Genomic DNA, 22,492 nt, shown 5'->3' on the forward strand with positions numbered 1-22,492 from the left:
CCGTTAATGTCCATACTTCCAGCTGAAAACATATTTTTTCGCCAACGCAACAGGATCATAATGTTCCTGCTTGCCGCGCTGCTTATCATAACCGCGGGAATCCCTGCTAAAGCTTACAGTTCCACAGACTCAATCAAGCAGACCATTTCCGATCTTTCTTCTTTCAAAGACCGCTCATTCGGGTCTGAGGGAGCCAAAAGAACTGCCGACTATATCGAAATGAAGTTCGAGGCACTTGGTGATTTCAAAACCGGGAAACACCTCTTCCTTGCTCCGGCCATGACAGTCTCGGAAACTGTTTTCAGTATCCAGAATGGGCAACTCATCAGCATCAAACCAGCTAAATTCAACGCAATTTCTCCGCCGACCACCCCTGTAAACGGAGTGAGTGGTCCGGTTATCTATGTGGGCCAAGGCAGGCTTGACGACTTTAACGGACTTCCTGTCAAAGACGCCATCGTAATCATGGATATGAACTCCGGTAAAAACTGGCTTAATGCGGCAAGCCTCGGAGCCTCAGCCCTTATTTACATTGATAACGGGCCAACCATGAAAGGTTTTTTTGAAGAAAAGCTGGAACTTTCGCCGCTGGATTTCCCCCGCTATTACATGAGTGCCGAAGATGCACGCAGTGAGTTGGGCTTGGATGCAGGTATCGGCAACAAACTGATCGCTGAAACAGGTAATCTCAAATCACAAAGCAAATGGAAACGGATTGAAGCAGAAAACGTCTATTGCATGATTCAGGGCAGTGACCCGGAAATGAGCGAAGAACTGATCGTAATTGAAGCCTTTTACGACAGCTCCGCATACATTATGGGCAACTCTCCCGGTGCAGACGAGGCTCTTTCCATTGCCTCACTTCTTGATATCGGCAAAAAGATGGCCGCCAACCCGCCTAAACGGTCGGTCCTGCTGCTTGCAACCACCGGACACGGCCAATCCTTGCGCGGTATACGGGAATTCGCTTCTGCTGTTTCCGGCAAAAGTAAAACACTCAAGAAAATCAAGGTAGAACTGCGCAATAAAAAAAATGACGCTTCCAAGATCCTTGATGGTCTTGAATTGGATGACCCGCTGGCAACTGAACTAGCGGTCGAAAATCCGCAACTTTTTTCGCTGCTATACGAAACTCTGAAAAACCAGATCAAAGATGAAGTGGACATTATCAGTAAAAATCTCATGCAACTTAGATTGCAAGAGGACGCTGATCAAAATGCCATCACGAAACTGGATGATAAACGCAAACTTCTGCGCCGCATTTCGTGGAAATCAGACTTCTCCACCCTGCCTTCCGAAGAAAAGGCGGCAGTAAAAGACTTGTTTCCGCAGGTGAAGGGAAAAGTCCTGAAAACCAAGAGAGACATTAAGCAGCAGCTTAACGCTATCAAAAGTGCCCGCACATTGCGCAAAATTGTGCGGGCAAAAGAACTGGTTTGCGCCGTTTCCTTGCACCTCTCAAGTCACGGAGAAGGTGTCGGAGCCTTTGGTGAAGGCTGGTTTTATGAACTCCGCCCGCGGGTGAACCTATCTAGAACTTTTTCCCGCATCAACGATATATTTGAAGATGCTGTCCCGGAAGTTGAAAAAATAACCGGGACAGACGGTATGTACAAAGATACGCTGCGCCCGGACCGCACCCGCCCGTGGCAGACATGGCTACTCGACAAACCGCAATTCAGCAGTGAAGTAGCCACCATGTCCGGCAAGCTCGGTTTTACCTTTGCCACAGTCAATGACGGACGCGAATACTGGGGAACTCCTTTTGATACCGTTGAAAATGTCAACTGGGACAATATCGGCAAACAGGCCGAGTTAACTGAAGGACTGATCCGTAAAATTTCCAACAGCGAAGGTCCGCTGACTACCAAGTTGCCGCGCAAAGGTTACGCTATGGTCAATGGCAAGGCCCGCTTCATCCGTCAGGGTGAACTCTTCGCAGACCAGCCCGCACCCGGTGCCATATTCATGGGTTTTCAGGGTAAAACCAGATTTTATGCCCTTTCCGATTCTGAAGGGGATTTCAAGTACAAAGGCGTGGCCTCTAAAAAATTGGTCCAGTCCAAGCTGATCATCGAAGGTTACAAATACAATGATGACGGCAGGATTGTCTGGGCCATCGACAAACAAAAAACCGGGAAAAGCGCGTACAGGGTAAAAATGCGCAGACTGGACATGGAGACCAAACTGGTCATGTTCGGTTGCCGCCAGACGACTCTGTTCGACCTGCTCACTCCGCGCACCTTCCGCTACATGACCAAGGTGGAAGTGCTGGACGGAACACGTGATGCGACTCCCATGCATTACTGGTACAGCCGCATTGATACCCGTTCCTCAACCATTGCCAGTGTTTTTCTAGAGCCGGATGTTCCGCTGAAGATGACTCTCTCGGATTCAGTTCTGAACCGGAAAATGATCCTCATTCAATCCAAACCGGATGATCCGGCGGGTAAAGGTTATTACCTCGAAGAATGGCCCATTATCCCGGCAACAGACTATCGCGCTGCCCAAGATATGTGGACCCTGCTTGCTCCGCGCATCAAAAATCTGGAATCGCACGGCATTGTTAACCAGCAGATCAGAAATTTGGAGCAAAAAGGTACCAAGGCTCTGACTGATGCAGAAAATGCGTGGAAAGAACGCCGTTACGACGATTTCATGACCAATGCCCGTAGCGCATGGGCACTGGCCTCCAAAGTCTACCTTGATGTGGACCAGACCCAAAAGGACGTGCTGGTCGGTGTCTTGTTTTACATCGCCCTGTTCATCCCCTTTGCCTACTGCATGGAACGGCTAATTTTTTCTTTCGCGGATATCCACAAAAGGATTATCGGTTTTCTGGCAATCCTTTCAGCGGTTATCGCGGTCATCTATTCCGTACATCCGGCCTTTGAGCTGACTTACAGCCCCATGGTTGTAATTCTGGCCTTCTTTATTCTCGGCCTTTCAGTCATGGTTTCGCTGATCATCTTCTTCCGCTTTGAAAAAGAAATGATCCTGCTTCAGCAAAGGGCGCACAAAACCCAGACTTCGGAAATCAGCAAATGGAAAGCATTCACTTCCGCATTTGTTATCGGAGTCAGCAACCTGCGCCGCAGAAAACTCAGGACCTTCCTGACCTGTCTGACCCTGACTATCCTGACTTTTACCATCATGAGCTTTACCGCAGTAAAATCACTGCGCCAGCACACCTACGTAAAATTCAACGATTCCCAGCCCTACTACGGCCTGTTCATGAAGAATCTCGGCTGGCATGATCTGCCCCGAGAAACCCTCGGTATTGTCAGCAACGATTTTGACCAAAGTGGCATTGTTGCCCCGCGCGGGTGGATGGAACTGAAGGACAAAACAACCTCCGCAGTTACCCCGGTCAGCTTCGGCACCAAGCAGGAAGAAGTTAAAGGACTTGTGGGACTCAGCTCCAGAGAGCCTCAAGTCAGCAACATTGAAGATATTCTTGTAAACGGCAAATGGCTTATCCCCGGTAAGACCAACCAGATTCTGCTTTCGCAGGAAATGGCCTCCCGCCTTGGAGCTACTCCCGGAGATGAAGTGGATGTCTGGGGCAGCAAATTCATACTTACCGGTATTTTCAATGGTAAAAAATTCAGTGAACACACCGATCTTGACGGTGAACCCATGACGCCGGTCATCTTCCCTTCTGCCGCAGCGCAGGAACTCAGCGAAGTTGAAGCGGAAGCCATTGAATCAGGGGAAGATATCGACACCTTTCAGGGCCGTTACACCCATGTGCCCGGTGAGGTTACCGCAATTATCCCCTACAAAACCCTCATGGCTATGGGCGGACACCTAAAGGCAGTGGCAATCGCGCCCGTTTCCGGTGAATTCTCCAAGGAGACAGTCAACAGTCTTATTGACCGCTACGGACTGCCTATTTTCTCATGTGACAAGAGCGGAACGTATATCTGTCAGTCCTCGGACACCATGAACTATTCAGGCATGGGCAATATAATGATCCCGCTGATTATTTCCGCACTGATCGTTCTTAACACCATGATTACCAGTGTTTACGAACGCAAAAAAGAAATTGCGGTTTATACTTCAATCGGCATGGCCCCGACCCACGTATCGTTCCTGTTCATTGCCGAGGCCATCGCCTTCGCAGTAATCAGTGTGGTGGTCGGTTACCTGATCGCCCAAACCGCATCCGGTCTATTGGCCGGAACCCCGCTCTGGGCGGGCATGACAGCCAACTATTCATCCATGGCAGGTGTTGCGGCCATGATTTTGGTCATTGCCGTAACCCTTATCTCGGTTATCTACCCCTCAAAGGTAGCGGCGAACATCGCCATCCCGGACGTCAACCGCTCGTGGAAGATGCCCGACACCGATACCAACACCATCGAAGCGACCCTGCCCTTCCTGCTCAAACATGCCGAGCAGCAGGATGCAGGCGGATTCGTGCTGGAATACCTTGAATCACATACCGAAGTCTCCCACGGACTGTTTTCCACTTCGGAGATCGAAGTAAACTTCAGTCAGGAAGCATTGCCGGAATCAGTCTGCGACCTTTTGGAAGGTTGCCCGGACCATATCACCTGCTTCCGTTTCAACGTGCGGGTCTGGCTGGCTCCCTTTGACTTCGGGGTCAAACAAATGGTCGAACTCCGTTTCAGACCTGCAAAAGCTCATCCGCAATTCCTTGAGGCCGTCCTGTTCATCACCCGCGAGTCAGGTGAAATCGGAGCTTGGAAACGTTTAAATAAAGACTTTATCAACGCCATCAGGAAGCAGTTCCTTATCTGGCGTTCACTCGACCCGGAAAAACAAAAGGGCTTCCGTGAGAAAGTACCGGAAATGATGGCCTTTGGTTTCACCGGACTGAATACAAGCAAAAAACTTGCTGACCTTTAAATATAAGGACTCCACAGATGCATGGTAAAATAAGGAAAAGAGCGATTCTGCTGGGCACCTTCTTCGGGCTGCTTATCTGCGCTTTCACACCTTTCAACAACGCCTACTTGAATGCGACTCCGCTTGCCGGGGGACATTTCCCTCTGGCCCCGTTCTTCATACTGGCATGGCTGACCGCAATCTGCGCACTGCATCGTAAGCTTCTGCGTTCGCATCCGCTGCTGACCGGACTGGACCTGATGACCATGTGGATTCTTATGGTTATTGTTTCCGGAATATCCTACACCGGGCTGGCCCGAACCTTTTTCATCAACCTGACCGCCCCGTTCCATTTTGCCACCATCGGCAACAGATGGAAGGAAGTGCTCCAGCCTCTACTGCCAGATGCCCTGCATCCAACTGACCCCAAAGCAGTGGAGCAGCTTTATAACGGCATTAAGGGCGGTCCGTTCATGGACAACTTTGAAATATTTAAATCTATCCCTTGGGCATCATGGCTGACACCGCTCATGTGGTGGGGTGCATTCATTCTGCTCTGCTATTTCATGATGCTCTGCCTGACCAATATTTTCAGCAGACAATGGGTAGAAAACGAACGCTTGAACTTCCCATTATTGCAGCTTCCCCGCTTCATGGAAGAAGCAATGGATCAGGGCTTGTACGGATCATTCCTTGGAAACAAATTCTTCCTGATCGGGCTGATCTTCTGTGTCTGCTTGCACCTGATCAACGGACTACATTTTTACATTCCATCGGTTCCGGAAATGCCGACCCTGATTCTAGCCGGTAAATATTTTGCCAAAACCGGACTGTTTTCAGGATTCCACAAGTTAAAAATTTATTTTTACCCTGCCTTCGTTGGTTTCGCCTTTCTGGCTTCAAGGCAGATTTCCTTCAGCTTCTGGTTCTTTTTCCTACTCGGCGGACTGTTCTACGGAATCCTGAGTGCATCAGGACTGAACATTCCCGCCTCTGCACTTGGCGTAACCTTTGGGCCGACCTTAACCCGGCCTGAAGAAACCCAGATGATCGGGGCTTATCTTGTATTCTTCTGCTTCATCGTCTGGCTGGCCCGACAACACCTCAAGCAAGTTATCAAAGAGGCTTTCGGTGCTGAATCCACACGCGGAGAAGCAGAATGGATGTCTCTCAGATTTTCCTTCTGGGGACTGGCTGTTTCCGGTCTGCTGCTCACCGCGTGGTGTGTATACTTCGGCATCCCCCTGCTGGTGGCTGTAGTCGTTCTGCTGGCCTTCTTCGTTTTTACGCTGGTGGCTTCCAAGGCAATCTGCCAGGGAGGTATTGCCTACTTCACCCTGACTGCTGCGCCAATTGACTGCGTGACCACCATTTTCGGATCAAAATTCTTCGGCTCGATGGGAATCGCCATCACCGCCATGTGTCAGAAAATCCTTTTTGTTGATCTCAGGGAATCACTCATGCCCTCGCTGGTGCATGGTTCCAAAATCAACGAATGGATTAAGAATAAAAGGCTCTTCCTGTTCGGAATTACCACCATCCTGCTGCTGGGCGTGATCGTATCTTTCGGGGCCATGCTTATGGTCTGCTACAAATACGGTATCCGAGAATTGCAGTTGGACTGGGCAACACGCACATCAATGAACGTCTACGACAACGTTGTACGCATCATTCAAGAACCTGCGGCAGCTTCCCATTGGGTAACCACCTTCGCCACAATAGGCGCAGTGGTCATGTTCATGCTGATACTGGCCTACAACAGATTGCCTTGGTGGCCGCTGCATCCCATCGGATACCTTACTGCCTACAGCTCAGCCATGAAAATTCTCTGGTTCAGCTTTTTTCTCGGCTGGGCCTGCAACCAACTCACTTTGCGTTATGGCGGCGTGGGGCTTTTCAAACGGGTCCGGTATCTATTCTTCGGCCTGATCATGGGAGATTTCCTCATGGGCGGAGCATGGGCACTTTACGGGCTTTATGCAGGACAAAGTTATCAGGTCTTACCGGGATAGGAATGCCTTCGGCAGCCCTGCGGGGCCCAAAGAAACTTTTTGGAAAAAGTTTCTCTGGACTCTTCAAAAACTTTTAATAGGGCTTTGCCGAATTGGATCAAAAAAATATTAAACACGGACAATCTCACCTCCTTTGCTGGACGGTATAAAATAAATATTTGAAAGACGATTTAACATTAACTGCGGCGAAGCCCTATTAAATGATTTTGGGATTCTTAAACCCTTTTGCAAAAGGGTTTAAGCCCCCGGAGGGCCGCCGGAGGCAAACATATGCATAATGATAAAGAGCTACAAGAATATCGGGACCTGCTAAAAACCCCGACCCACTTTGAAGAGGGCTTTGACTGGAAAACAGTAGTCGGTGCCATCTTCATCGGCTTCCTGATGATGCCGGGAAGTATGTACCTGCAATTGGTCATCGGTCAGGGCATTGGTCCTGCTGCGCGCTGGGTAACAATTATTCTTTTCGCCGAGATTGCCAAAAGATCGTACACCGAGCTGAAACAACAGGAAATTTTCCTGCTCTACTACATGGCCGGGGCAGCACTGGCCTCGCCGTTCTCGGGCTTGCTATGGCAACAATATTTAGTGCAATCGGACGCGGCGCGTATGCTGGGTTTGACCGAATTCATTCCCACGTGGGTTGCCCCTCAGCCGGGATCGGACTCGCTCCTTGAACGAACCTTCTTTCACCGCGACTGGCTCATACCGATTTTGCTGTTGGTAGGGGCGCAGATTGTCCAGCGAATAGACCATTTCGGGCTGGGATATGCTCTTTATCGCATCACATCTGATGTGGAAAAACTGCCCTTTCCTATGGCCCCTGTCGGCGCATTGGGTACCATGGCTCTTGCCGAATCTACCGAAGAAAAACAGGCCAGCTGGAAATGGCGGGTCTTCTCAGTAGGAGGTGTTATCGGTCTGGCTTTCGGGGCAGTTTATGTACTACTTCCAGCGGTTTCAGGACTTCTATTTACGGAACCGATCAGGATAATTCCCATACCGTGGATTGAGCTGACGCCGTATACGGAAAAGATTCTCCCGGCTGTTGCCACAGGTATCCAGTTTGATCTTGGACTGTTCTTCATCGGTATGGTCCTGCCGTTCTGGGCTGTTATCGGCGGACTGATCGGGATCATAATCACTTTCGTTGCCAACCCGGTACTTTATGAACACGGAATCCTGCATCGCTGGCATCCGGGCATGGAAACTGTTGAAACAGTTTTTGCCAACAACTTTGACTTTTACATGAGTTTTTCAATCGGGCTGGGGCTGTCTATCGGTCTGATCGGTATTTGGTACGTTGTAAAATCTTTCCGCGGTGAACATGCCAAGAGCCGTGAATCATGGAGCAAACTTTTCGAGCCACCGGAAGGACGCGGAGACATCAACTTCTGGGTATCCATTGCCATTTATGTTTTTTCAACTCTTGCCTACGTGGGTATGAGTCTGCTGCTGGTGCCCAATTTTCCATGGATTTTCTTCCTGCTCTACGGCTTCATCTATACCCCAGTGATATCCTACATCACAGCGCGAATGGAAGGTATAGCCGGGCAGTTTGTAAGCCTGCCACTTGTGCGAGAGGCAAGTTTCATTGCCGGGGCAAAATTCTTCGGTTATCAGGGAATTGAAATCTGGTACGCACCGATTCCGATCCATAACTACGGGGAAGCGACAGTCCATTTCCGCGAGATCGAACTGACCGGAACATCCATCCGGGGTATCATCAAAGCTGAGCTGGTCGTTTTCCCGGTAGTCATGATTGCCAGTCTGCTCTTCTCACAGTTCATCTGGCAGCTTGCGCCCATTCCATCTTCGAACTACCCTTACGCGCAGGAACTCTGGCACTTACAGGCTCTGAATACACTACTCATGCAGACTTCGACCCTTGAAGGCAACTCGCTGTTCTTTCAAGCATTAAGCGGTCCGGTCGTAATGGGAGGGATCAGTCTGGGACTTGTGCTTTACGCCATACTTAACACTTTGGGACTACCAATTCTGCTGGTTTACGGCGTAGTTAGAGGCCTCGGACAAAGTACGCCACACGGCTTTATTCTGGAAGTTGCCGGGGCACTCATCGGCCGTTACTTCTTCCAGAAAAAATACGGCGCCATGTGGCGCCAGTATGCCCCGGTCTTACTGGCAGGATTTTCCTGCGGCATGGGTTTAACAGGTATGTTCGCCATGGGTTGCACCCTTATCCTGAAATCGTTAGGAAAAATGGCCTACTAATTCTTTTAACTCAAATCAGGATAAGAATTAAAACTTTGCGGATGCATAAAAAATGATTTAGGTAGTTCAACTTCGGTTAAATAAGCCGCAGTATTTTGTATCAATATGATTATTCGGGTTTCACCTTTGATCAGGTGGAAATTTACTATTTCCATAAGGAACAGGTAATGGATCTTAAGAATATAGCGTGGGACGGTATCTGCTTTGATATCCCGTCCAATTTCGAGGTCAGCGGAATCGACAAAAGATTCCTGCAACTCGATAATGGAGAGTACCCCTGTATCGAACTTCGCTGGTATGATGCCGGAAAGACATACAAGGAAAAAACATATTTCAGGCAGCTTGCCAAAAAAATTGAATCATCTTCAGGCGTAAAAATCGAATCAACAGTCCTTCCAGCTTCATGGAAAGGACCGCTAAAAAAATACAATACCACCGCTTTCTACTGGCAGTCCGACCTCGCCACAGGCCGCGGGGTTATGTTCTATTGCAAAGATTCAGCCAAGGTCATGTTAATTCAGTTCATCGGTAAATGCGATGAGCAAATCGATCACGCAGCGGTAACACTTTTTAACAGCCTGAATTTCAACAATCCTGAAACTGAACAACTCTGGTGCATCTATGACATGAAAGCCACTCTCCCCGGCTCAATGGCGCTGGAATCCTTTGAATTCAAACCGGGCAGATTCAACATATGCCTCACAGATCAAACCGAAACCATTGACCTTTACCGCTTCAGTCCTGCTGACGTAATCCTCAAAGACTGTACACTTAGAGAGTTCTCTAAGGAACTCTTCGAAGATGACATAAAAAAACTGGGACTTTCCATAGCGGAGCTGGAATACGACAAGGGGTCAACCTGCATGTATGGTCAGGTAAAAAGCCCTTCCACTACGAAACTTGCACTTTCAAAGCTGAATTCCAAACGACGTCCTTACGGGCAGATCGAGATCCGTTATACGCAGGAAAGTAACCGCATTCTGGCTGTGATGGTTAAATCTCGCCAGCATATAGCCGAAGACAGGGCAAAAAATATTTTCAAAAACTATGAAATTATTCAGTAAGAAAGAAAAGACAATTATCCCGCAAATGACAAGGGGCGAAGCCATGGCCTGCACTCCCCTTAAGAACCGGGATATAAAAGAAACTCGTGCGGAAAATGGTTTAATAATGCTGTCTTATCCATTGCGGCTTAAGCCGCTTTTCGCGGACGTGGCAAAAAGATTCGGCATGTGGAAGGACGGAAGCCCGCCCATAAAACAGCTAGAACTGGATGAGATGGGAACCCTTGTCTGGGATATGATTGATGGCAATAACAGTGTCCGCACAATAGCTGCGGGTTTTGCAAAAAAATATCAGGTCCTGCCCCGTGAAGCAGAAGTGGCAACGGCTTCATTCCTGAGAGATCTAGGGAAAAGAGGGCTTATTGCTTTCAGCAACAAAAGCACCGGGACAAAATAATTTTGCCCGGAAATAGTAAGATTTCAACTCAGGGCATTAGCCACAGGTCAGCTTAATATATTCCTCAAAGCTGACGCCGTTCCAGACCTTGCTCACCCAATAAGCGGAAGCCCAAATCATGAGTGCTGTTGAGTGCACATCAGAAAGCCGCTTCAGCTTGGCTTCAAGATTAGGCCAGCTGACCCCGTGATTGCTGTGTACATTCTCAGTTTCACACGCTTCCTCAACCTGCAAAAAGAGATAGGCCCCCTTGCACTGGTTGGGCAGGATTTTCACACCCTCATATGATTCCAGAACAGTCTTTAGCTCAGCAACATTCAATTCCTGCGCAACAGCACGCATGGATTTAAAAAACATATCAACAGCCCAAGGCAGAATAAATTCTGCACCTGCACTTTTGGTCTTGAAATAATTCTTGAGCCACTTTTCGTGATCGTGCGTAATTCTGGCTGCAACCTGCGGCATGATTTCCTCCTAAGACTACTCCTCTACTGATAACAAGACATTAATAACCATATTAACTGAATATATCAAGACTTTTTCTAGAAAATCACCAAAACTTTCTATCTGTCAAAACTTTCTCGTATCTGCTTAAAAAGACTAAATAAAAGAGCACCAGGAACAGCCTTACTATTAATCTCCATACTCTCAATACGCACAACAGTGTTATTATTGGGTGTAACATTTTCTTCAGTTACAAGAACAATTTTTTTCTGTGATGCAGACTGCCCTTCACTAGCATCAATAACCAAAACCCACTGACCGCTCTCTTCCTTCCAGTTAAGATCAACACTTCTATGAGAATTTACACTGTTTTCAAGCAGCTTGACAAAATCCTCAAGAGAAAAATGCTTACGCCCTTTTCCGGCTACACCAAGGTAATCACCTTCAGAATTACGGATAACCAGAGGACGTTCCAGATAATCAGAAGACGGAAAAGACGATTCATCCGGACCTATACCCCCGCCAGCCCGCAAGAGCCTAAAAAGCTCCGCACGGTCACGCTTTAAGCTACCAATCTCCATGGCCATATCCATGATTCTCTCATTAGTATCAGCAGAAAGCTTGCGCTTTTCACTCCTAAGAGTTGAGACTTCCTCTCTTAAATCACGCAATTCAGTCTGAAAAAGAGCCTGACTCGACAACATATCGGAGACTTTACCAAGAACAGAAGACAACCCTTTAATCACTGTCTCCATATCTGAACCAGACTCAAGACCTGCACCACTGATCAGTTGTTGATCATTCTTAATACTATCAACTAACACACCGAACTTAAGACTTAATTCAGTTTCGATTTGTTCAGTTGTCCAATTCATTCCATACATTTCACGTATCCTCCTGAAAATTTCAACGACCTCCACAGAGTACTTCTGCCTACGCCCGCCATCGCCTGTTGATGGCAGAAATTTCGAGTACTTATCCTTATAGTACACCACGGTTGAAGGAGGAATCTCCAACCTCCTGCCAACTTCCCTTAAACTTAAGTACTGATTTGACATATCCCCTGCTCATTTGTTGTTCATTTCAACTATTGAACAAACGCTACTCCTTATACATAAACAAGTCAACACTAATTTGAACAATCTGTTGTTCAAATCTCACGACACTTTGATCAATTGAACAAGAATCTATTCAAAAGTAGACAAAACCAAAATCGTGATTATTTTTTAAACAGATGGGAAAAATATCGACGGAGGGTATGTGGAAATAGGATCAAAAGAACACACATCATGCGAATTGAGTCGCCTAGCTAAAAATTAGAGTGCGTACAGTGACGGAGTAACATCCCACAGCCACGTAGCGTGGCAAGCGCACTTTTCTCTTGCCCTGCACAGCACATAAAGTGTAATCATTCGGTAGGAGAAGTGGGACAAGACCTGCCCCGCAATAATAAAGCGCCAAAAGATGCTAGAAAAGATCAAAACTACAAATCTTCAGGAAGGAATGTTTGTTGTGTGCTCCGCCAATGGCTTCACCAGCCTGCCCACGGAACTTTCCAACCAAACGATATCCTGCAAAGCAGATATCTCTGCCATCCTTCAGCTCAACATCAACGAAGTCCTGATAGATTCCGAAAAAAGCACCGTTTCAAACTCATTCCCCCAGACCACCTACTCAGAAGAAATATTTTTTGCCCGTGAAGCATACAATAACGCTCTCAGTTGCGTTCAGAAAATTTTTCATACAGTAGAGCAAAAAGATCCGCTTGAAATCTCCAAATACAAAAAAGATATCAGCCCCCTTATCGATTCTATAGACAGAAACAACAGTGCCGCAGCAAGCCTGACTGTGCTGGCCCGCGCAGACAGATATCTATACACTCATAGCCTGAATACAGCGATTCTCAGCGCCATCCTTGGCCGCTATATAGGCCTTTCACGGGAAGCGGTAGAAGAACTTTCCATGACAGCGATGCTGATGAACATCGGGCAACTATGGCTGCCGAAACAATTGATGCATAAAAAAGGCAAGCTTTCAAAGGATGAATTCAAACAAATAAAAATTCACACCCTGAAAGGATGTGAATTTCTTAGCGCGCAAAATTCCCCACAAGACATCATCAAGTCAGTGAAATCACACCATGAAAAATATGATGGAACCGGATACCCTCAAGGGTTGACCGGTAATGAGATACCACAATTTGCACGCATCATTTCCATCTGTGATTCATACGATGCGTTGACCTCAGACCGCCCCTACCGTGAAGCCTTGACTCCGAATGCTGCCATCAAACACCTATATTCCATGGCCAATTCATCTTTTCATCCCAGATACCTGGAGAGCTTCATTAAGTGTGTCGGGATCTACCCTGTAGGCTGTTTTGTCAAACTATCAGATGGACGCTACGGGGTTGTAGTCACCAACACTCCCAAGGCACCACTGCTGCCGCAGGTGAAGATCGTATTTAACAGCAGGTTCAGGGCCATTCATCCGGAATTTGTAGACCTGTCCAAAAGATCGCCCCAGACACAGGAAAACAATCTTGAAATTATTGAATGTATTCACCCGAAGACATTCAAATTGGAACTGGACAGATTCCTCTGGTAACCGCAGCTATACAAATTCCACTTCAACCCGCTCCACATAATCTTTAAGGACTTCCAACTCGACCTGAACCTCATCCGGTTTATTAAGTGCTGCGCAAGTTTCTATTCTGAGCCCAATGGCACCTAACTGAGAAAAACCATAATTCAAAGCCGAACCTTTAAGGTTATGCCCTATACGGGCGACAACATCCATGTCACCAGCATTCAAGGCATCTTCAAGGTCTTTGATTTCATTGTAGGTTATCTTTATAAATCCTGACACAAGCCCCTGAAGATCTGCATCTATTCTCTCGACAATCTTTACATCCATGCGACCCTCACCTCACATGCTTTACTCCCTAGCGGATTACCTACCAAGGAAATTGGAACAAGAAAAAGGGTACCGCAATTTCAGCGATACCCTTATCTATTATCAATTTGAGCAGCCACAGGCAAAAAGAAATTGCCAAAACAACTGCTTCCTAAAAATTATTCTTCAAGTTGCTGGATGCCATCCAGTTTCCACATACCATCAGAATTCACAGGTTTTACAAAATGCCAGACTTCACGTGCCTGCGAAGGCTGGGACTGAGCGGGATCTTCGCGCAGAAGAACGTCATAGTAAACAGTTACGTGAGTAACGCCGCCCTCTTCTTTAACTTCCAGCAGCCTTGCATTTACCATAAGCACGTCAGTCTGAGATGGACCGGGATCTTCCTGAGCCTGTTGCTTGATTTCATTAAGCACGCCAGCACTAGCAAACAGCTCAATATCTGCCATATCGCGCTTATCCCATGACTTCTGAAGTCTGGTATAAACAGCCTTGGCACCTTCGAGAAAGTCTTCTTCATCGAATCCGGCGGGGATATTTACAGACGGGCCACCCTGCTGGGCGGAAGAATCTGCTGACTGCGGAGAAGAAGGCTTGGATGAAAGGTGATCCCAAGCATTCTGAGCGTTCTGATCCCTGCGGGCATAAGGATCGTTATTTGTATTGTTGTGCTGTGCCTGAGAGTTATCCGGGCCGCGCTGGTAATTACCCTGACGATGCATATCATCCGCCCCACGTTTGCGGGACTTGAAAAATTTAAATCCAAGATAAGCAAGCAAACCGATGATCAGGATATTGAAAAATCCGCCACCCATTCCACCAAAACCGCCAAGCATTGAGCCGAGAAAAGTACCGGCCAGCAGTCCGCCGAGAAGCCCCATACCGGGACGGGCAAGACCGCCCTGCTGCTTGTTGGTTCCACTTGTCTGCTTCTGGGAAGTAGCTGCTGAAGTTGGTTTATTATAATTCTTTGAAAAAGATGGCTTGCTGCCGAAGGATCTCCCACCACCCATTCTTTTCGCATCCGCATCACCGGCCATAATAGCCAGCAAGCAGACAACAGTAAGGGGAAGAACCAAATACCCGAGTAGTTTCATCTAATACCTCATTTACTTAGGTTATAAAAAAGACTGCGACCGAAGCCGCAGTCCTTTAGATAATTACGCTAACGCTGCCTGTCCAGAGATATCGGAGCTATTCGATACTTTTTTTCAAAAAGCCCAGTTCAACCATGGCTTCGCGTATTTTTTCAACATCAAGAGGTTTGGTTAGATAAACGGAAGCCCCACCTTTATAGTACGCTTCTACTACATTAGAAGGATCAGCAAGTGCTGTTGTCATCATGACCTTGGTTTCAAGCCTGTGAGGGATATCATGTTCTTTTTCAACTTCACGAATCTCCTTTAAAGCCTCCTGTCCGTCCATTTCAGGCATCATAATGTCCAGACATATCAAATCATAACGATTTCCGGATTCGATGGATTCAATAAAAGCCAACACGGCTTCCGCACCATCCTCCACGGAATCGCATTCGCCATAGCTGGTCATCACATGCGTAAGAAACTTTCTGCTCGCAAGCTCATCTTCAACAATCAAAATCCTCATACCATCTCCTCATCCCTACAATATTTCTATATCATTCCATTAAACCACACTGAGATTATATATGCAATTATATACATAAAGTTTACCCTTACGGTTTATCTTGCGGAGAGTTGAAATGAGATGTAGATATTCACAAAAACATAATAGGAAGTATTCATGTTCCAGACAATATCATCCGTATTTTCATTTATATCAGGCAAATATGAAAGCAATCCGCATTGGGACCACTGGCCATTCGGTCCCGGATATGGGGATTTCTGGGCCTCAGCCGCCAAGATGCTCTTTGTAGCGGCAATTCTCGGTGTAATCGTTATTTTCCTGCGGGTTCTCTTTGGTCCCAACGGTAAATTCAGGGACCATGACCTCGACCGTGAGGCCGCGGAAATGCGTGAAAAAGCCCTTGCACAATTGGAAGAAGACCTGAAATCAGGTAAAATTTCCGAAGTCGATTACAAATTTAAGAAAAAAAGAATCTTATACTAGGCGATGAAACACCTGAAGACAATTTTCAGCGAATTCGTCAGTCCTTATCTGCAAAACGCCAGTGACAAGGAACGACCGGATATTCAGCTGAAAATAGATCACTCCTTTGATGTTTTCGAGAACAGCCGGAACATCTGCGAATCTTTACCGCTTACCCCCGAACTGGTCGACACAGCCAAGATCGCAGCCCTGTTCCACGATACAGGAAGATTCCCGCAGTATCGTAAGTACGGAACATTCATAGATGCAAACTCCTGCAATCACGGTAAACTGGGAGCCAGAACTGTTTTAAAAAACAAGCTTCTGGACAAACTACCCCGGAAGCAGCGCAATACGGTCCTCGGCGCAATAGCCCTGCACAACCGTAGCGAACTGCCCGGTTTCATCTCTGATGAGCTTAGGATTTGTACGGAAATCGTCCGGGACTCGGACAAAATAGATATCATCAAAGTACTGATCCCCCATTTGACCGGAGTTCAATCCGGCAACGAAGTCCCACTAATGGGGCTGACCGAGAGCCCCGATAAAGTAACCGATGCGGTCCTTCTGGCAGTTAAAGAAGGTAAGCAGGGAGCTTATCAGGAAATGCGCTGCCTAAATGATTTCCGTCTGCTCCTGCTCAGCTGGGCCTATGATCTGAATTTTCAATGGTCGCGAAAAGAAATGATAAAACGCGGATACGTTGAAACCCTCATGGGCCAGCTTCCTGACACAGATCAAATACAAGCCCTGCATAGTCCGATAATAGAACAGCTTAACTCTTGATCGATTTTATGGAATAATGGTTTCCAAGCTCTCTTGTCATTTTTGATTTTAAGCTTACTTTTTTTAAAGATACTTTAAAAACACAACTACTTACCACGGACAATTAGAATATGACCGAAACCAACTACGACATTATCATTCTGGGAGCAGGTCCTGCGGGTTTGCAGGCCGCTATTCATTCCGCAAGAAAAGGACTTAAAGTTCTCATCCTTGGTAAAAACGACAAGAGCAGTCTCTGGTGGGCACACATTGAAAACTTCTGCTGTACACTCGAAATTTCCGGTGAACAAATTCTGAAAACAGGACAGCAACAGGCTGAAAGCTTCGGTGCGGTTTTCTTCAATGAAGATGTTCTGAAGATCAAAACCCCTGACCTCATGGACCTCAGCGGAGCCGGTTTTACTGTTACTTCCGAGACGAAAGAATTCAAAACCAAAGCAATCATCATCTGCACCGGAACCACCCGCAACAAGCTCGGTGTACCGGGTGAAAAGGATCTTTTCGGCAAAGGCGTGAGCTATTGCGTGGAATGCGACGGCAACTTCTTCAGAGGCGAGGAAGTGGCTATCGTGGGCGGTGAAAGTGCCGCAGCAGGCGGGGCTCTCCATCTTTCTCACCTTGCATCCAAGGTTCACCTTGCTTCCAAAGAATTCAATTTCGCCCCCGAACTGATGGAAAAACTCAAAGCCGAAAACATCATCATTCACGAAGGTGTTGAAGTTGAAGAGATCACCGGAGGAAGCGGTGTTGACGGTCTTGTGTTCAAGGATGGCAGTAAACTGGATGTAACAGGTGTTTTTATTGAACTTGGTGCCAAGGGAGTTATGTCCCTTGCCGCTGAACTGGGCATCCAACTGGATGAATCCATGAAATTTATTGAAACGGACAAGCAGCAGCGCACCAATGTTCCCGGCATATTTGCCGCCGGAGATATTTGCGGACCGCCGCTCCAGATGGCGAAAGCCGTCGGAGAAGGATGTGTGGCAGGTTTAAGCGCAGCTAAATACGTTCGTAAAGCTTAATTCAAATTTGATGCGCTACGCGCGTTTAATAAATGGATTTCGCCTCCGGCGGCCAAAGGAGCTAAGCCCCTTTGGAATCCCTAGCAGTTAAAAAAACGAGCCATCCTTAAGGGTGGCTCGTTTTTTTAACGCTCAGAATAAATATAATTGGGATAAAGTACAGCGGTTCCGCTAAACTCTCCCGAAACATCTTCCGGCAACACCCCGATAGTTGCGACTATGTTATAGCCGGAAATCTGCAAGCCCTTACGAACTTCCTCGCAATAATTTGAATCTTCCGGGTAATCGGGTGGCATCATAAACAATTTCTGCCAGCCGAAAAATCCTGACTTGGACAGATTCTCCATAACCGGTACCCTGAACCCTTCTGGTCTGTAAGAAACAAAAAAGACCGGAATATTGCGTTCATGAAAAAAATCAAAAAGGGCAATTGAAGGAACAACCGGGGGAAGCGCACTCAAAATAACATGGGATTCCAGATCACTCTTAGCAGCCGAATTATCAGAAAAGCCTTGTTTCTTACGCGCCCTGTAAGTTGAGAGCAGAACATCTTCCACTACAACCAACACTGCCGGATATTTCACCTGATCCTGTAAACTTTTTATTACAGCATCCTTTACCTGTGCAGCTTTACGGGCAACGTCTTTCTCATACTGACCGCTCTCATGATAAGCGATGACCCGCTCCCGCATTTCCGGCAGGGAAACCATCTCAGCAGGTGCTTTCACTTTACGTGCTTTGGAAGCAACACAGCCGCTGACACAAAACAAAGCAAGCAAAATACAAATCAAACGTAACTTCAAACTAATTTCCCTCCACCAAAAATATCAACGTATATGGAAATTAGCACAACAAACTTGTATCCGACAAGTGACCCTGCTGAACTATTTGTTTTTCCTGATAAAAACAAATGCCCCAACCACTGCGGTAAAAGGAGCAACAGTAACCAGCCCAAAACTACCCACCAGAGTCTTCAAAATCTCAGCTGAAACATAGACAAAATTAAAAGTATTCATCAGAGGAACCCCCTGCGCCATGAAAGCCATCAACAGCGTGATGAACCCGCCGGAATAAGCCAGCAACAAGGTGGTAGTCATGGTTCCCACAACAGCCCTACCGACTCTGATCCCGGACCCAAGAGCCTGCATGTGTGTAATTTTTGGATTGGCCCGCACAACTTCATCCATGCTGGCGGCAACATCCATGGCAAGATCCATGACCGCCCCGGAACAAGCCAGAAAAACAGCAGCAATGTAAATACGGGTCAAATCGAGATGTCCAAACCCGGAATAAAGCAAGGTTTCCGCAAAAGGCATAACAGCACCATGCAGATGCAATTTCCCGGTAAAATAAATGGCCAGCAGGCAACTGGTAAAAACGCCTAGAAACGACCCAACGAAGGCAACGACGCCCTTGCGGTTCAACCCGGCAACCATAAAAATAATAACCGCACAAAGTCCTGCCACAACTGCAAGTGTGATCCAGACCGGGTCCTGACCCTCAAGAAGTGCCGGGACGAGCAGCTTCCAGAGAACCAACGCGGTAAACATAAAAGAAAATAGAGCCTTGGCCCCGGTCCAGCCACCGAAGAGCAGCAGCAGAAATGAAAACAGCAGCAGCATGGTCACTTCAAGATCAATGCGATAATGATCCTGCGGAACGGCAAAAAGCGGTTCTCCATTCTCATTAAAAGTAATCACCGCCAGAGCCTCATCACCTACGATGAAGAGCTTATCTTTATCCATCTGACCAAGAAGTTCATTAGTGCCTTTAAAAATCTGGCCTTTGAATTTCCCCTCAAGCACCTTCATGGTCACGGCCTGCGGGCCTGTTTTTACTATACCGAACTGATCAATATCCGAATTGTCGACCGAAATGATCTCCGCCTTGCAGCGTTCAGCATTTTCTGCAACACGCTGATCAAATTCAGTAGGGATGAAATAAAGAATGGCGGTCAACATTGCAAAGACCGCAACCAGTATAAACTCTCTGTTTTTTAATAATTCGCGCATATTCTCAGGGGGTTAGTTTTATCAGATACACTAAAGGCGGAGTGTCGTACGACACTCCGCCTAAAACAATTAAAGCATTCCCAGATTGCTATTTGGCAGCAAACTCAGCGTTATTGATACCGGCGTGAATTTTGGGAGTCATGCCCATGATAGCCATGATTTTGAAAGCGATATCAACGTTATCGTAGTACCCGTTAAAGGAAGTAGCCCCAACGCCCATGGCAGATGTTGCAACGGGAACACCGGTGTGCTTGTAGGAAGTCCAACCAAGACCTGCGTTGTTATTCAGTACGTGGGTGATGGTTACGGTCAGAGGATCATAACCGCCGTAGAGATTGTACAGTTCGGGATTCTTGAACTTCTTCTCACCCTTCATGGTGCGCTGGTAAGCGTCCTTGAGCATGGCAAGCTGGTAATCTTTTACAACAAGGGGATTCTTTTTGGCATCGCCTTCGAACTCAAGACCGAAAAAGTGAGTGATGGTGGGCTGAAAATCTTCGAAGCTTGCTTTACCTTTGTGTTCGTCCCTCCAAAGTTTAACAACTTCATCCGAAAACTGCTGGAAAGAGATGGTCTGGGAACTAAGCGCATCGTAATAGGAACCGTACTTTGTGCCTGCGAAACCGAGAGTGAGGCCACCGCACTCATGGTCACCGGTTACAACGATGAGAGTTTCTTTAGGGTGTTTTTTAGCGAACTCAACAGCTTCTTTGACGGAGTTATCAAAAGCAATGGTGTTCTTAATGAAAGCGGTTGCATCGTTAGCATGACAGGCCCAGTCAATCTTACCGCCTTCAACCATCAGGAAAAAACCTTCTGGGTTATCGAGCATTTCAATTGCTTTAGAGGTGAATTCAGGAAGAGTGATATCCTGTGGGCGCATGTCCATGGCGTAAGGCAGAGCCTTGGAATCCTGCAACCATGCATTCCATGAAATGACTTTACCGTCAGCAGGTTTAAGAGCCATGAATTCTTCTTTATCAGTTACGACTTTATATCCGGCTCTCTTGATCAGATCGAGAGCATTGCCTTTGAAGTTCTTGGAATTCTTCTTTTTGTTGGTAATATCTTTCAGACCGCCACCGCCGAAGAAATCAAAATTACTTTCAGAGAGAGCAACGTCGATATCATAATACTGACCGCGAGTGGGTACATGAGCGTAAAAAGCTGCGGGGGTTGCGTGGTCAATGGATACGCTGGAAACAATACCTACTTTCTTGCCGTCTGCTTTAGCCATTTCAGCGATTGATTTTACATTCTTCTGTCCGGGACTCATACCGAGCATGCCGATATTTGTTTTCTGGCCGCTGGCAAGAGAAGTTGCAGAAGCTGCGGAACCGGTAATGAACCTGTCAGCAGCGTAAGTGGTGGTCATTCCCTGTGCGGGGAAGGTGTTCATGAGCAACTGTTCACCGGTGAATGCCTCGGTAGCACCTTTCTGAGGCAATCCCATACCGTCACCTATAAAGAGGAAAACGTACTTGGCGGGCTGGCCTTTGTATACGCGGACCTTTTTAGCCTTAGCGTAAGCAGGTGCTGCTACCACAAACATGGCACAGACCATAAGAGCCATCAAAACCTGTAATTTGTTGGAAAATCTCATCACTTTCTCCTGATATTTTTGTTTATTTCAAAACAGGAACCTCATTCCCATTTCACTGGGAAGTATTAACAGGACAATGTGTCTATCAAGTCACAGGAGAAAGAATTTTATGTAAACCAATCACATAAAGAATCTTCAATTAATCATTACGCCTAATAAATTTTTCAACTATCATTAATAATGAAAACAAAATTACCATTGCCTCGTCTCCGTATACACAAACGAAAATTGCATGACACTTTTTGCACATACATATTTTTAAGCTGGACAATTCCACCCTCACTCAGTATACAATAGACAGTTAATATTGTTTAACAAAACAAGGATTGAATCGGTGCATAGAAATTTCATCCCCATCTCATTAGTACTTGCTGTTCTCTTCGGACTGGCTGTAGCCGGTTATATTACTCCTGAAAAAAAAGAACAGATGCCTGTCCGTATTTTATTCAAAAACAGCGGTGGTAAAGTAATTTTCACCCACATACGCCATCACCGGGATTATGAAATCCCCTGCGATAGCTGCCACCATGAGCGGGAAACAAGTGATCAGGAGCCATTGCCCTGCGGTTCCTGCCATCCTGAATCATTCGATAAAAATTATGTACGCGAACATATCCGCTCCTTTCCGGACACCAGTTACTGTGTGAAATGCCATCACGCCGAACTGGGCAAGCTTAATTTCGACCACGCTGCACATGAAGAATATGCTGACGAGGACTGCCAATCCTGCCACCACGACACTGATATTGAAAAAGAACCGCAAAAATGCGGAAACTGCCACACTAATGCAGGAACTGCGGAAATACCAAGTGTAAGGGATGCCGCCCATGACCGCTGCATTGATTGTCATGACGAGATGTTCGAGGCAGGCCTAAAAGGCTGCACTCCATGTCACAAGATGCAGAATATGAAAGACTACTCTGGAGACTTCACCAGTTGCAGCCAGTGCCATCAGGAAAATGATAAGGACCTTGTACTCAACCGGACCAATGCATTTCATGACCAGTGCATGGACTGCCACAAAAAAATGAAACGCGGCCCATACAAAGACAGTGACTGCGCTAAATGCCATTTAAAATAAAG

General features: G+C 46.8%; 18 protein-coding genes. 10 read left to right on the forward strand and 8 right to left on the reverse strand.

Going from position 1 to position 22,492, the window contains the following annotated elements; all coding sequences use genetic code 11:
- Window positions 1-6 precede the first annotated feature (6 nt).
- From D0S45_00960 to D0S45_00980, 5 genes are all read left to right on the forward strand, one after another.
- Window positions 7-4,875: an FtsX-like permease family protein gene (locus D0S45_00960; GenBank protein ID TIH19936.1), complete on the forward strand. Its 4,869-nt coding sequence runs from the start codon at window positions 7-9 to the stop codon at window positions 4,873-4,875.
- 17 nt (window positions 4,876-4,892) lie between these two features.
- Entirely contained in the window at window positions 4,893-6,866 is a 1,974-nt protein-coding gene (locus D0S45_00965) for a hypothetical protein (protein TIH19937.1), read from the forward strand.
- A gap of 270 nt (window positions 6,867-7,136) precedes the next feature.
- Window positions 7,137-9,098: a peptide transporter gene (locus tag D0S45_00970; protein TIH19938.1), complete on the forward strand. Its 1,962-nt coding sequence runs from the start codon at window positions 7,137-7,139 to the stop codon at window positions 9,096-9,098.
- A gap of 167 nt (window positions 9,099-9,265) precedes the next feature.
- Window positions 9,266-10,162 (forward strand): hypothetical protein, encoded by an 897-nt coding sequence (locus tag D0S45_00975; protein TIH19939.1) that lies wholly within the window; start codon window positions 9,266-9,268, stop codon window positions 10,160-10,162.
- Window positions 10,146-10,559 (forward strand): PqqD family protein, encoded by a 414-nt coding sequence (locus tag D0S45_00980; protein ID TIH19940.1) that lies wholly within the window; start codon window positions 10,146-10,148, stop codon window positions 10,557-10,559. The genes D0S45_00975 and D0S45_00980 overlap by 17 nt, the downstream gene beginning before the upstream one ends.
- Window positions 10,560-10,595: 36 nt before the next feature.
- Here the strand turns inward: D0S45_00980 and D0S45_00985 are convergent, their stop codons facing one another.
- Complete coding sequence (locus tag D0S45_00985; protein TIH19941.1) at window positions 10,596-11,024, reverse strand: hypothetical protein; 429 nt, start codon at window positions 11,022-11,024, stop codon at window positions 10,596-10,598.
- A gap of 98 nt (window positions 11,025-11,122) precedes the next feature.
- Window positions 11,123-12,061 carry a MerR family transcriptional regulator gene (locus tag D0S45_00990; GenBank protein TIH19942.1) on the reverse strand — a complete coding sequence of 313 codons (939 nt, stop codon included), beginning with the start codon at window positions 12,059-12,061 and terminating at the stop codon, window positions 11,123-11,125.
- 406 nt (window positions 12,062-12,467) lie between these two features.
- Between D0S45_00990 and D0S45_00995 the strand changes: the two genes are divergently transcribed.
- Window positions 12,468-13,610 carry an HD-GYP domain-containing protein gene (locus D0S45_00995; protein TIH19943.1) on the forward strand — a complete coding sequence of 381 codons (1,143 nt, stop codon included), beginning with the start codon at window positions 12,468-12,470 and terminating at the stop codon, window positions 13,608-13,610.
- 6 nt (window positions 13,611-13,616) lie between these two features.
- Here the strand turns inward: D0S45_00995 and D0S45_01000 are convergent, their stop codons facing one another.
- The 3 genes from D0S45_01000 to D0S45_01010 form a co-directional block, all read right to left on the reverse strand.
- Complete coding sequence (locus D0S45_01000; GenBank protein ID TIH19944.1) at window positions 13,617-13,919, reverse strand: Hpt domain-containing protein; 303 nt, start codon at window positions 13,917-13,919, stop codon at window positions 13,617-13,619.
- Between the two features lie 158 nt (window positions 13,920-14,077).
- Window positions 14,078-15,016, reverse strand: coding sequence for a DUF1517 domain-containing protein (locus tag D0S45_01005; GenBank protein ID TIH19945.1), 939 nt, complete (start codon window positions 15,014-15,016; stop codon window positions 14,078-14,080).
- 97 nt (window positions 15,017-15,113) lie between these two features.
- Window positions 15,114-15,524, reverse strand: a complete 411-nt coding sequence (locus D0S45_01010) for a response regulator (protein TIH19946.1) — start codon at window positions 15,522-15,524, stop codon at window positions 15,114-15,116.
- Window positions 15,525-15,680: 156 nt separating this feature from the next.
- On the opposite strand from D0S45_01010, the gene D0S45_01015 reads away from it, so the two are divergent.
- The 3 genes from D0S45_01015 to D0S45_01025 all read left to right on the forward strand — a co-directional run bounded on the left by D0S45_01015 (window position 15,681) and on the right by D0S45_01025 (window position 17,794).
- Window positions 15,681-16,007, forward strand: a complete 327-nt coding sequence (locus D0S45_01015) for an SHOCT domain-containing protein (GenBank protein ID TIH19947.1) — start codon at window positions 15,681-15,683, stop codon at window positions 16,005-16,007.
- A gap of 3 nt (window positions 16,008-16,010) precedes the next feature.
- Complete coding sequence (locus D0S45_01020; protein TIH19948.1) at window positions 16,011-16,772, forward strand: HD domain-containing protein; 762 nt, start codon at window positions 16,011-16,013, stop codon at window positions 16,770-16,772.
- Between the two features lie 110 nt (window positions 16,773-16,882).
- Window positions 16,883-17,794 (forward strand): NAD(P)/FAD-dependent oxidoreductase, encoded by a 912-nt coding sequence (locus D0S45_01025; GenBank protein ID TIH19949.1) that lies wholly within the window; start codon window positions 16,883-16,885, stop codon window positions 17,792-17,794.
- A gap of 125 nt (window positions 17,795-17,919) precedes the next feature.
- Here D0S45_01025 and D0S45_01030 read toward each other — a convergent pair whose 3' ends face one another.
- From D0S45_01030 to D0S45_01040, 3 genes are all read right to left on the reverse strand, one after another.
- Window positions 17,920-18,597 (reverse strand): acid phosphatase, encoded by a 678-nt coding sequence (locus tag D0S45_01030; protein ID TIH19950.1) that lies wholly within the window; start codon window positions 18,595-18,597, stop codon window positions 17,920-17,922.
- Between the two features lie 81 nt (window positions 18,598-18,678).
- Complete coding sequence (locus tag D0S45_01035; GenBank protein TIH19951.1) at window positions 18,679-19,806, reverse strand: YibE/F family protein; 1,128 nt, start codon at window positions 19,804-19,806, stop codon at window positions 18,679-18,681.
- Window positions 19,807-19,894: 88 nt separating this feature from the next.
- Window positions 19,895-21,409 (reverse strand): alkaline phosphatase, encoded by a 1,515-nt coding sequence (locus D0S45_01040; GenBank protein TIH19952.1) that lies wholly within the window; start codon window positions 21,407-21,409, stop codon window positions 19,895-19,897.
- Between the two features lie 334 nt (window positions 21,410-21,743).
- On the opposite strand from D0S45_01040, the gene D0S45_01045 reads away from it, so the two are divergent.
- Complete coding sequence (locus D0S45_01045) at window positions 21,744-22,490, forward strand: cytochrome C (protein ID TIH19953.1); 747 nt, start codon at window positions 21,744-21,746, stop codon at window positions 22,488-22,490.
- Window positions 22,491-22,492 lie beyond the last annotated feature (2 nt).

The sequence above is a fragment of the Marinifilum sp. JC120 genome (assembly GCA_004923195.1).
Lineage (GTDB): Bacteria > Desulfobacterota > Desulfovibrionia > Desulfovibrionales > Desulfovibrionaceae > Maridesulfovibrio.

Excerpts from the sequence above, each read along its gene's own strand:
- D0S45_00980 (TIH19940.1), top strand. The coding sequence starts at position 10,146 with ATGAAATTATTCAGTAAGAAAGAAAAGACAATTATCCCGCAAATGACA.
- D0S45_00965 (TIH19937.1), top strand. The coding sequence starts at position 4,893 with ATGCATGGTAAAATAAGGAAAAGAGCGATTCTGCTGGGCACCTTCTTC.
- D0S45_00970 (TIH19938.1), top strand. The coding sequence starts at position 7,137 with ATGCATAATGATAAAGAGCTACAAGAATATCGGGACCTGCTAAAAACC.
- D0S45_01035 (TIH19951.1), bottom strand. The coding sequence starts at position 19,806 with ATGCGCGAATTATTAAAAAACAGAGAGTTTATACTGGTTGCGGTCTTT.
- D0S45_00990 (TIH19942.1), bottom strand. The coding sequence starts at position 12,061 with ATGTCAAATCAGTACTTAAGTTTAAGGGAAGTTGGCAGGAGGTTGGAG.
- D0S45_00960 (TIH19936.1), top strand. The coding sequence starts at position 7 with ATGTCCATACTTCCAGCTGAAAACATATTTTTTCGCCAACGCAACAGG.
- D0S45_01010 (TIH19946.1), bottom strand. The coding sequence starts at position 15,524 with ATGAGGATTTTGATTGTTGAAGATGAGCTTGCGAGCAGAAAGTTTCTT.
- D0S45_01015 (TIH19947.1), top strand. The coding sequence starts at position 15,681 with ATGTTCCAGACAATATCATCCGTATTTTCATTTATATCAGGCAAATAT.
- D0S45_01040 (TIH19952.1), bottom strand. The coding sequence starts at position 21,409 with ATGAGATTTTCCAACAAATTACAGGTTTTGATGGCTCTTATGGTCTGT.
- D0S45_01025 (TIH19949.1), top strand. The coding sequence starts at position 16,883 with ATGACCGAAACCAACTACGACATTATCATTCTGGGAGCAGGTCCTGCG.
- D0S45_00995 (TIH19943.1), top strand. The coding sequence starts at position 12,468 with ATGCTAGAAAAGATCAAAACTACAAATCTTCAGGAAGGAATGTTTGTT.
- D0S45_00985 (TIH19941.1), bottom strand. The coding sequence starts at position 11,024 with ATGCCGCAGGTTGCAGCCAGAATTACGCACGATCACGAAAAGTGGCTC.
- D0S45_01020 (TIH19948.1), top strand. The coding sequence starts at position 16,011 with ATGAAACACCTGAAGACAATTTTCAGCGAATTCGTCAGTCCTTATCTG.
- D0S45_00975 (TIH19939.1), top strand. The coding sequence starts at position 9,266 with ATGGATCTTAAGAATATAGCGTGGGACGGTATCTGCTTTGATATCCCG.
- D0S45_01005 (TIH19945.1), bottom strand. The coding sequence starts at position 15,016 with ATGAAACTACTCGGGTATTTGGTTCTTCCCCTTACTGTTGTCTGCTTG.
- D0S45_01000 (TIH19944.1), bottom strand. The coding sequence starts at position 13,919 with ATGGATGTAAAGATTGTCGAGAGAATAGATGCAGATCTTCAGGGGCTT.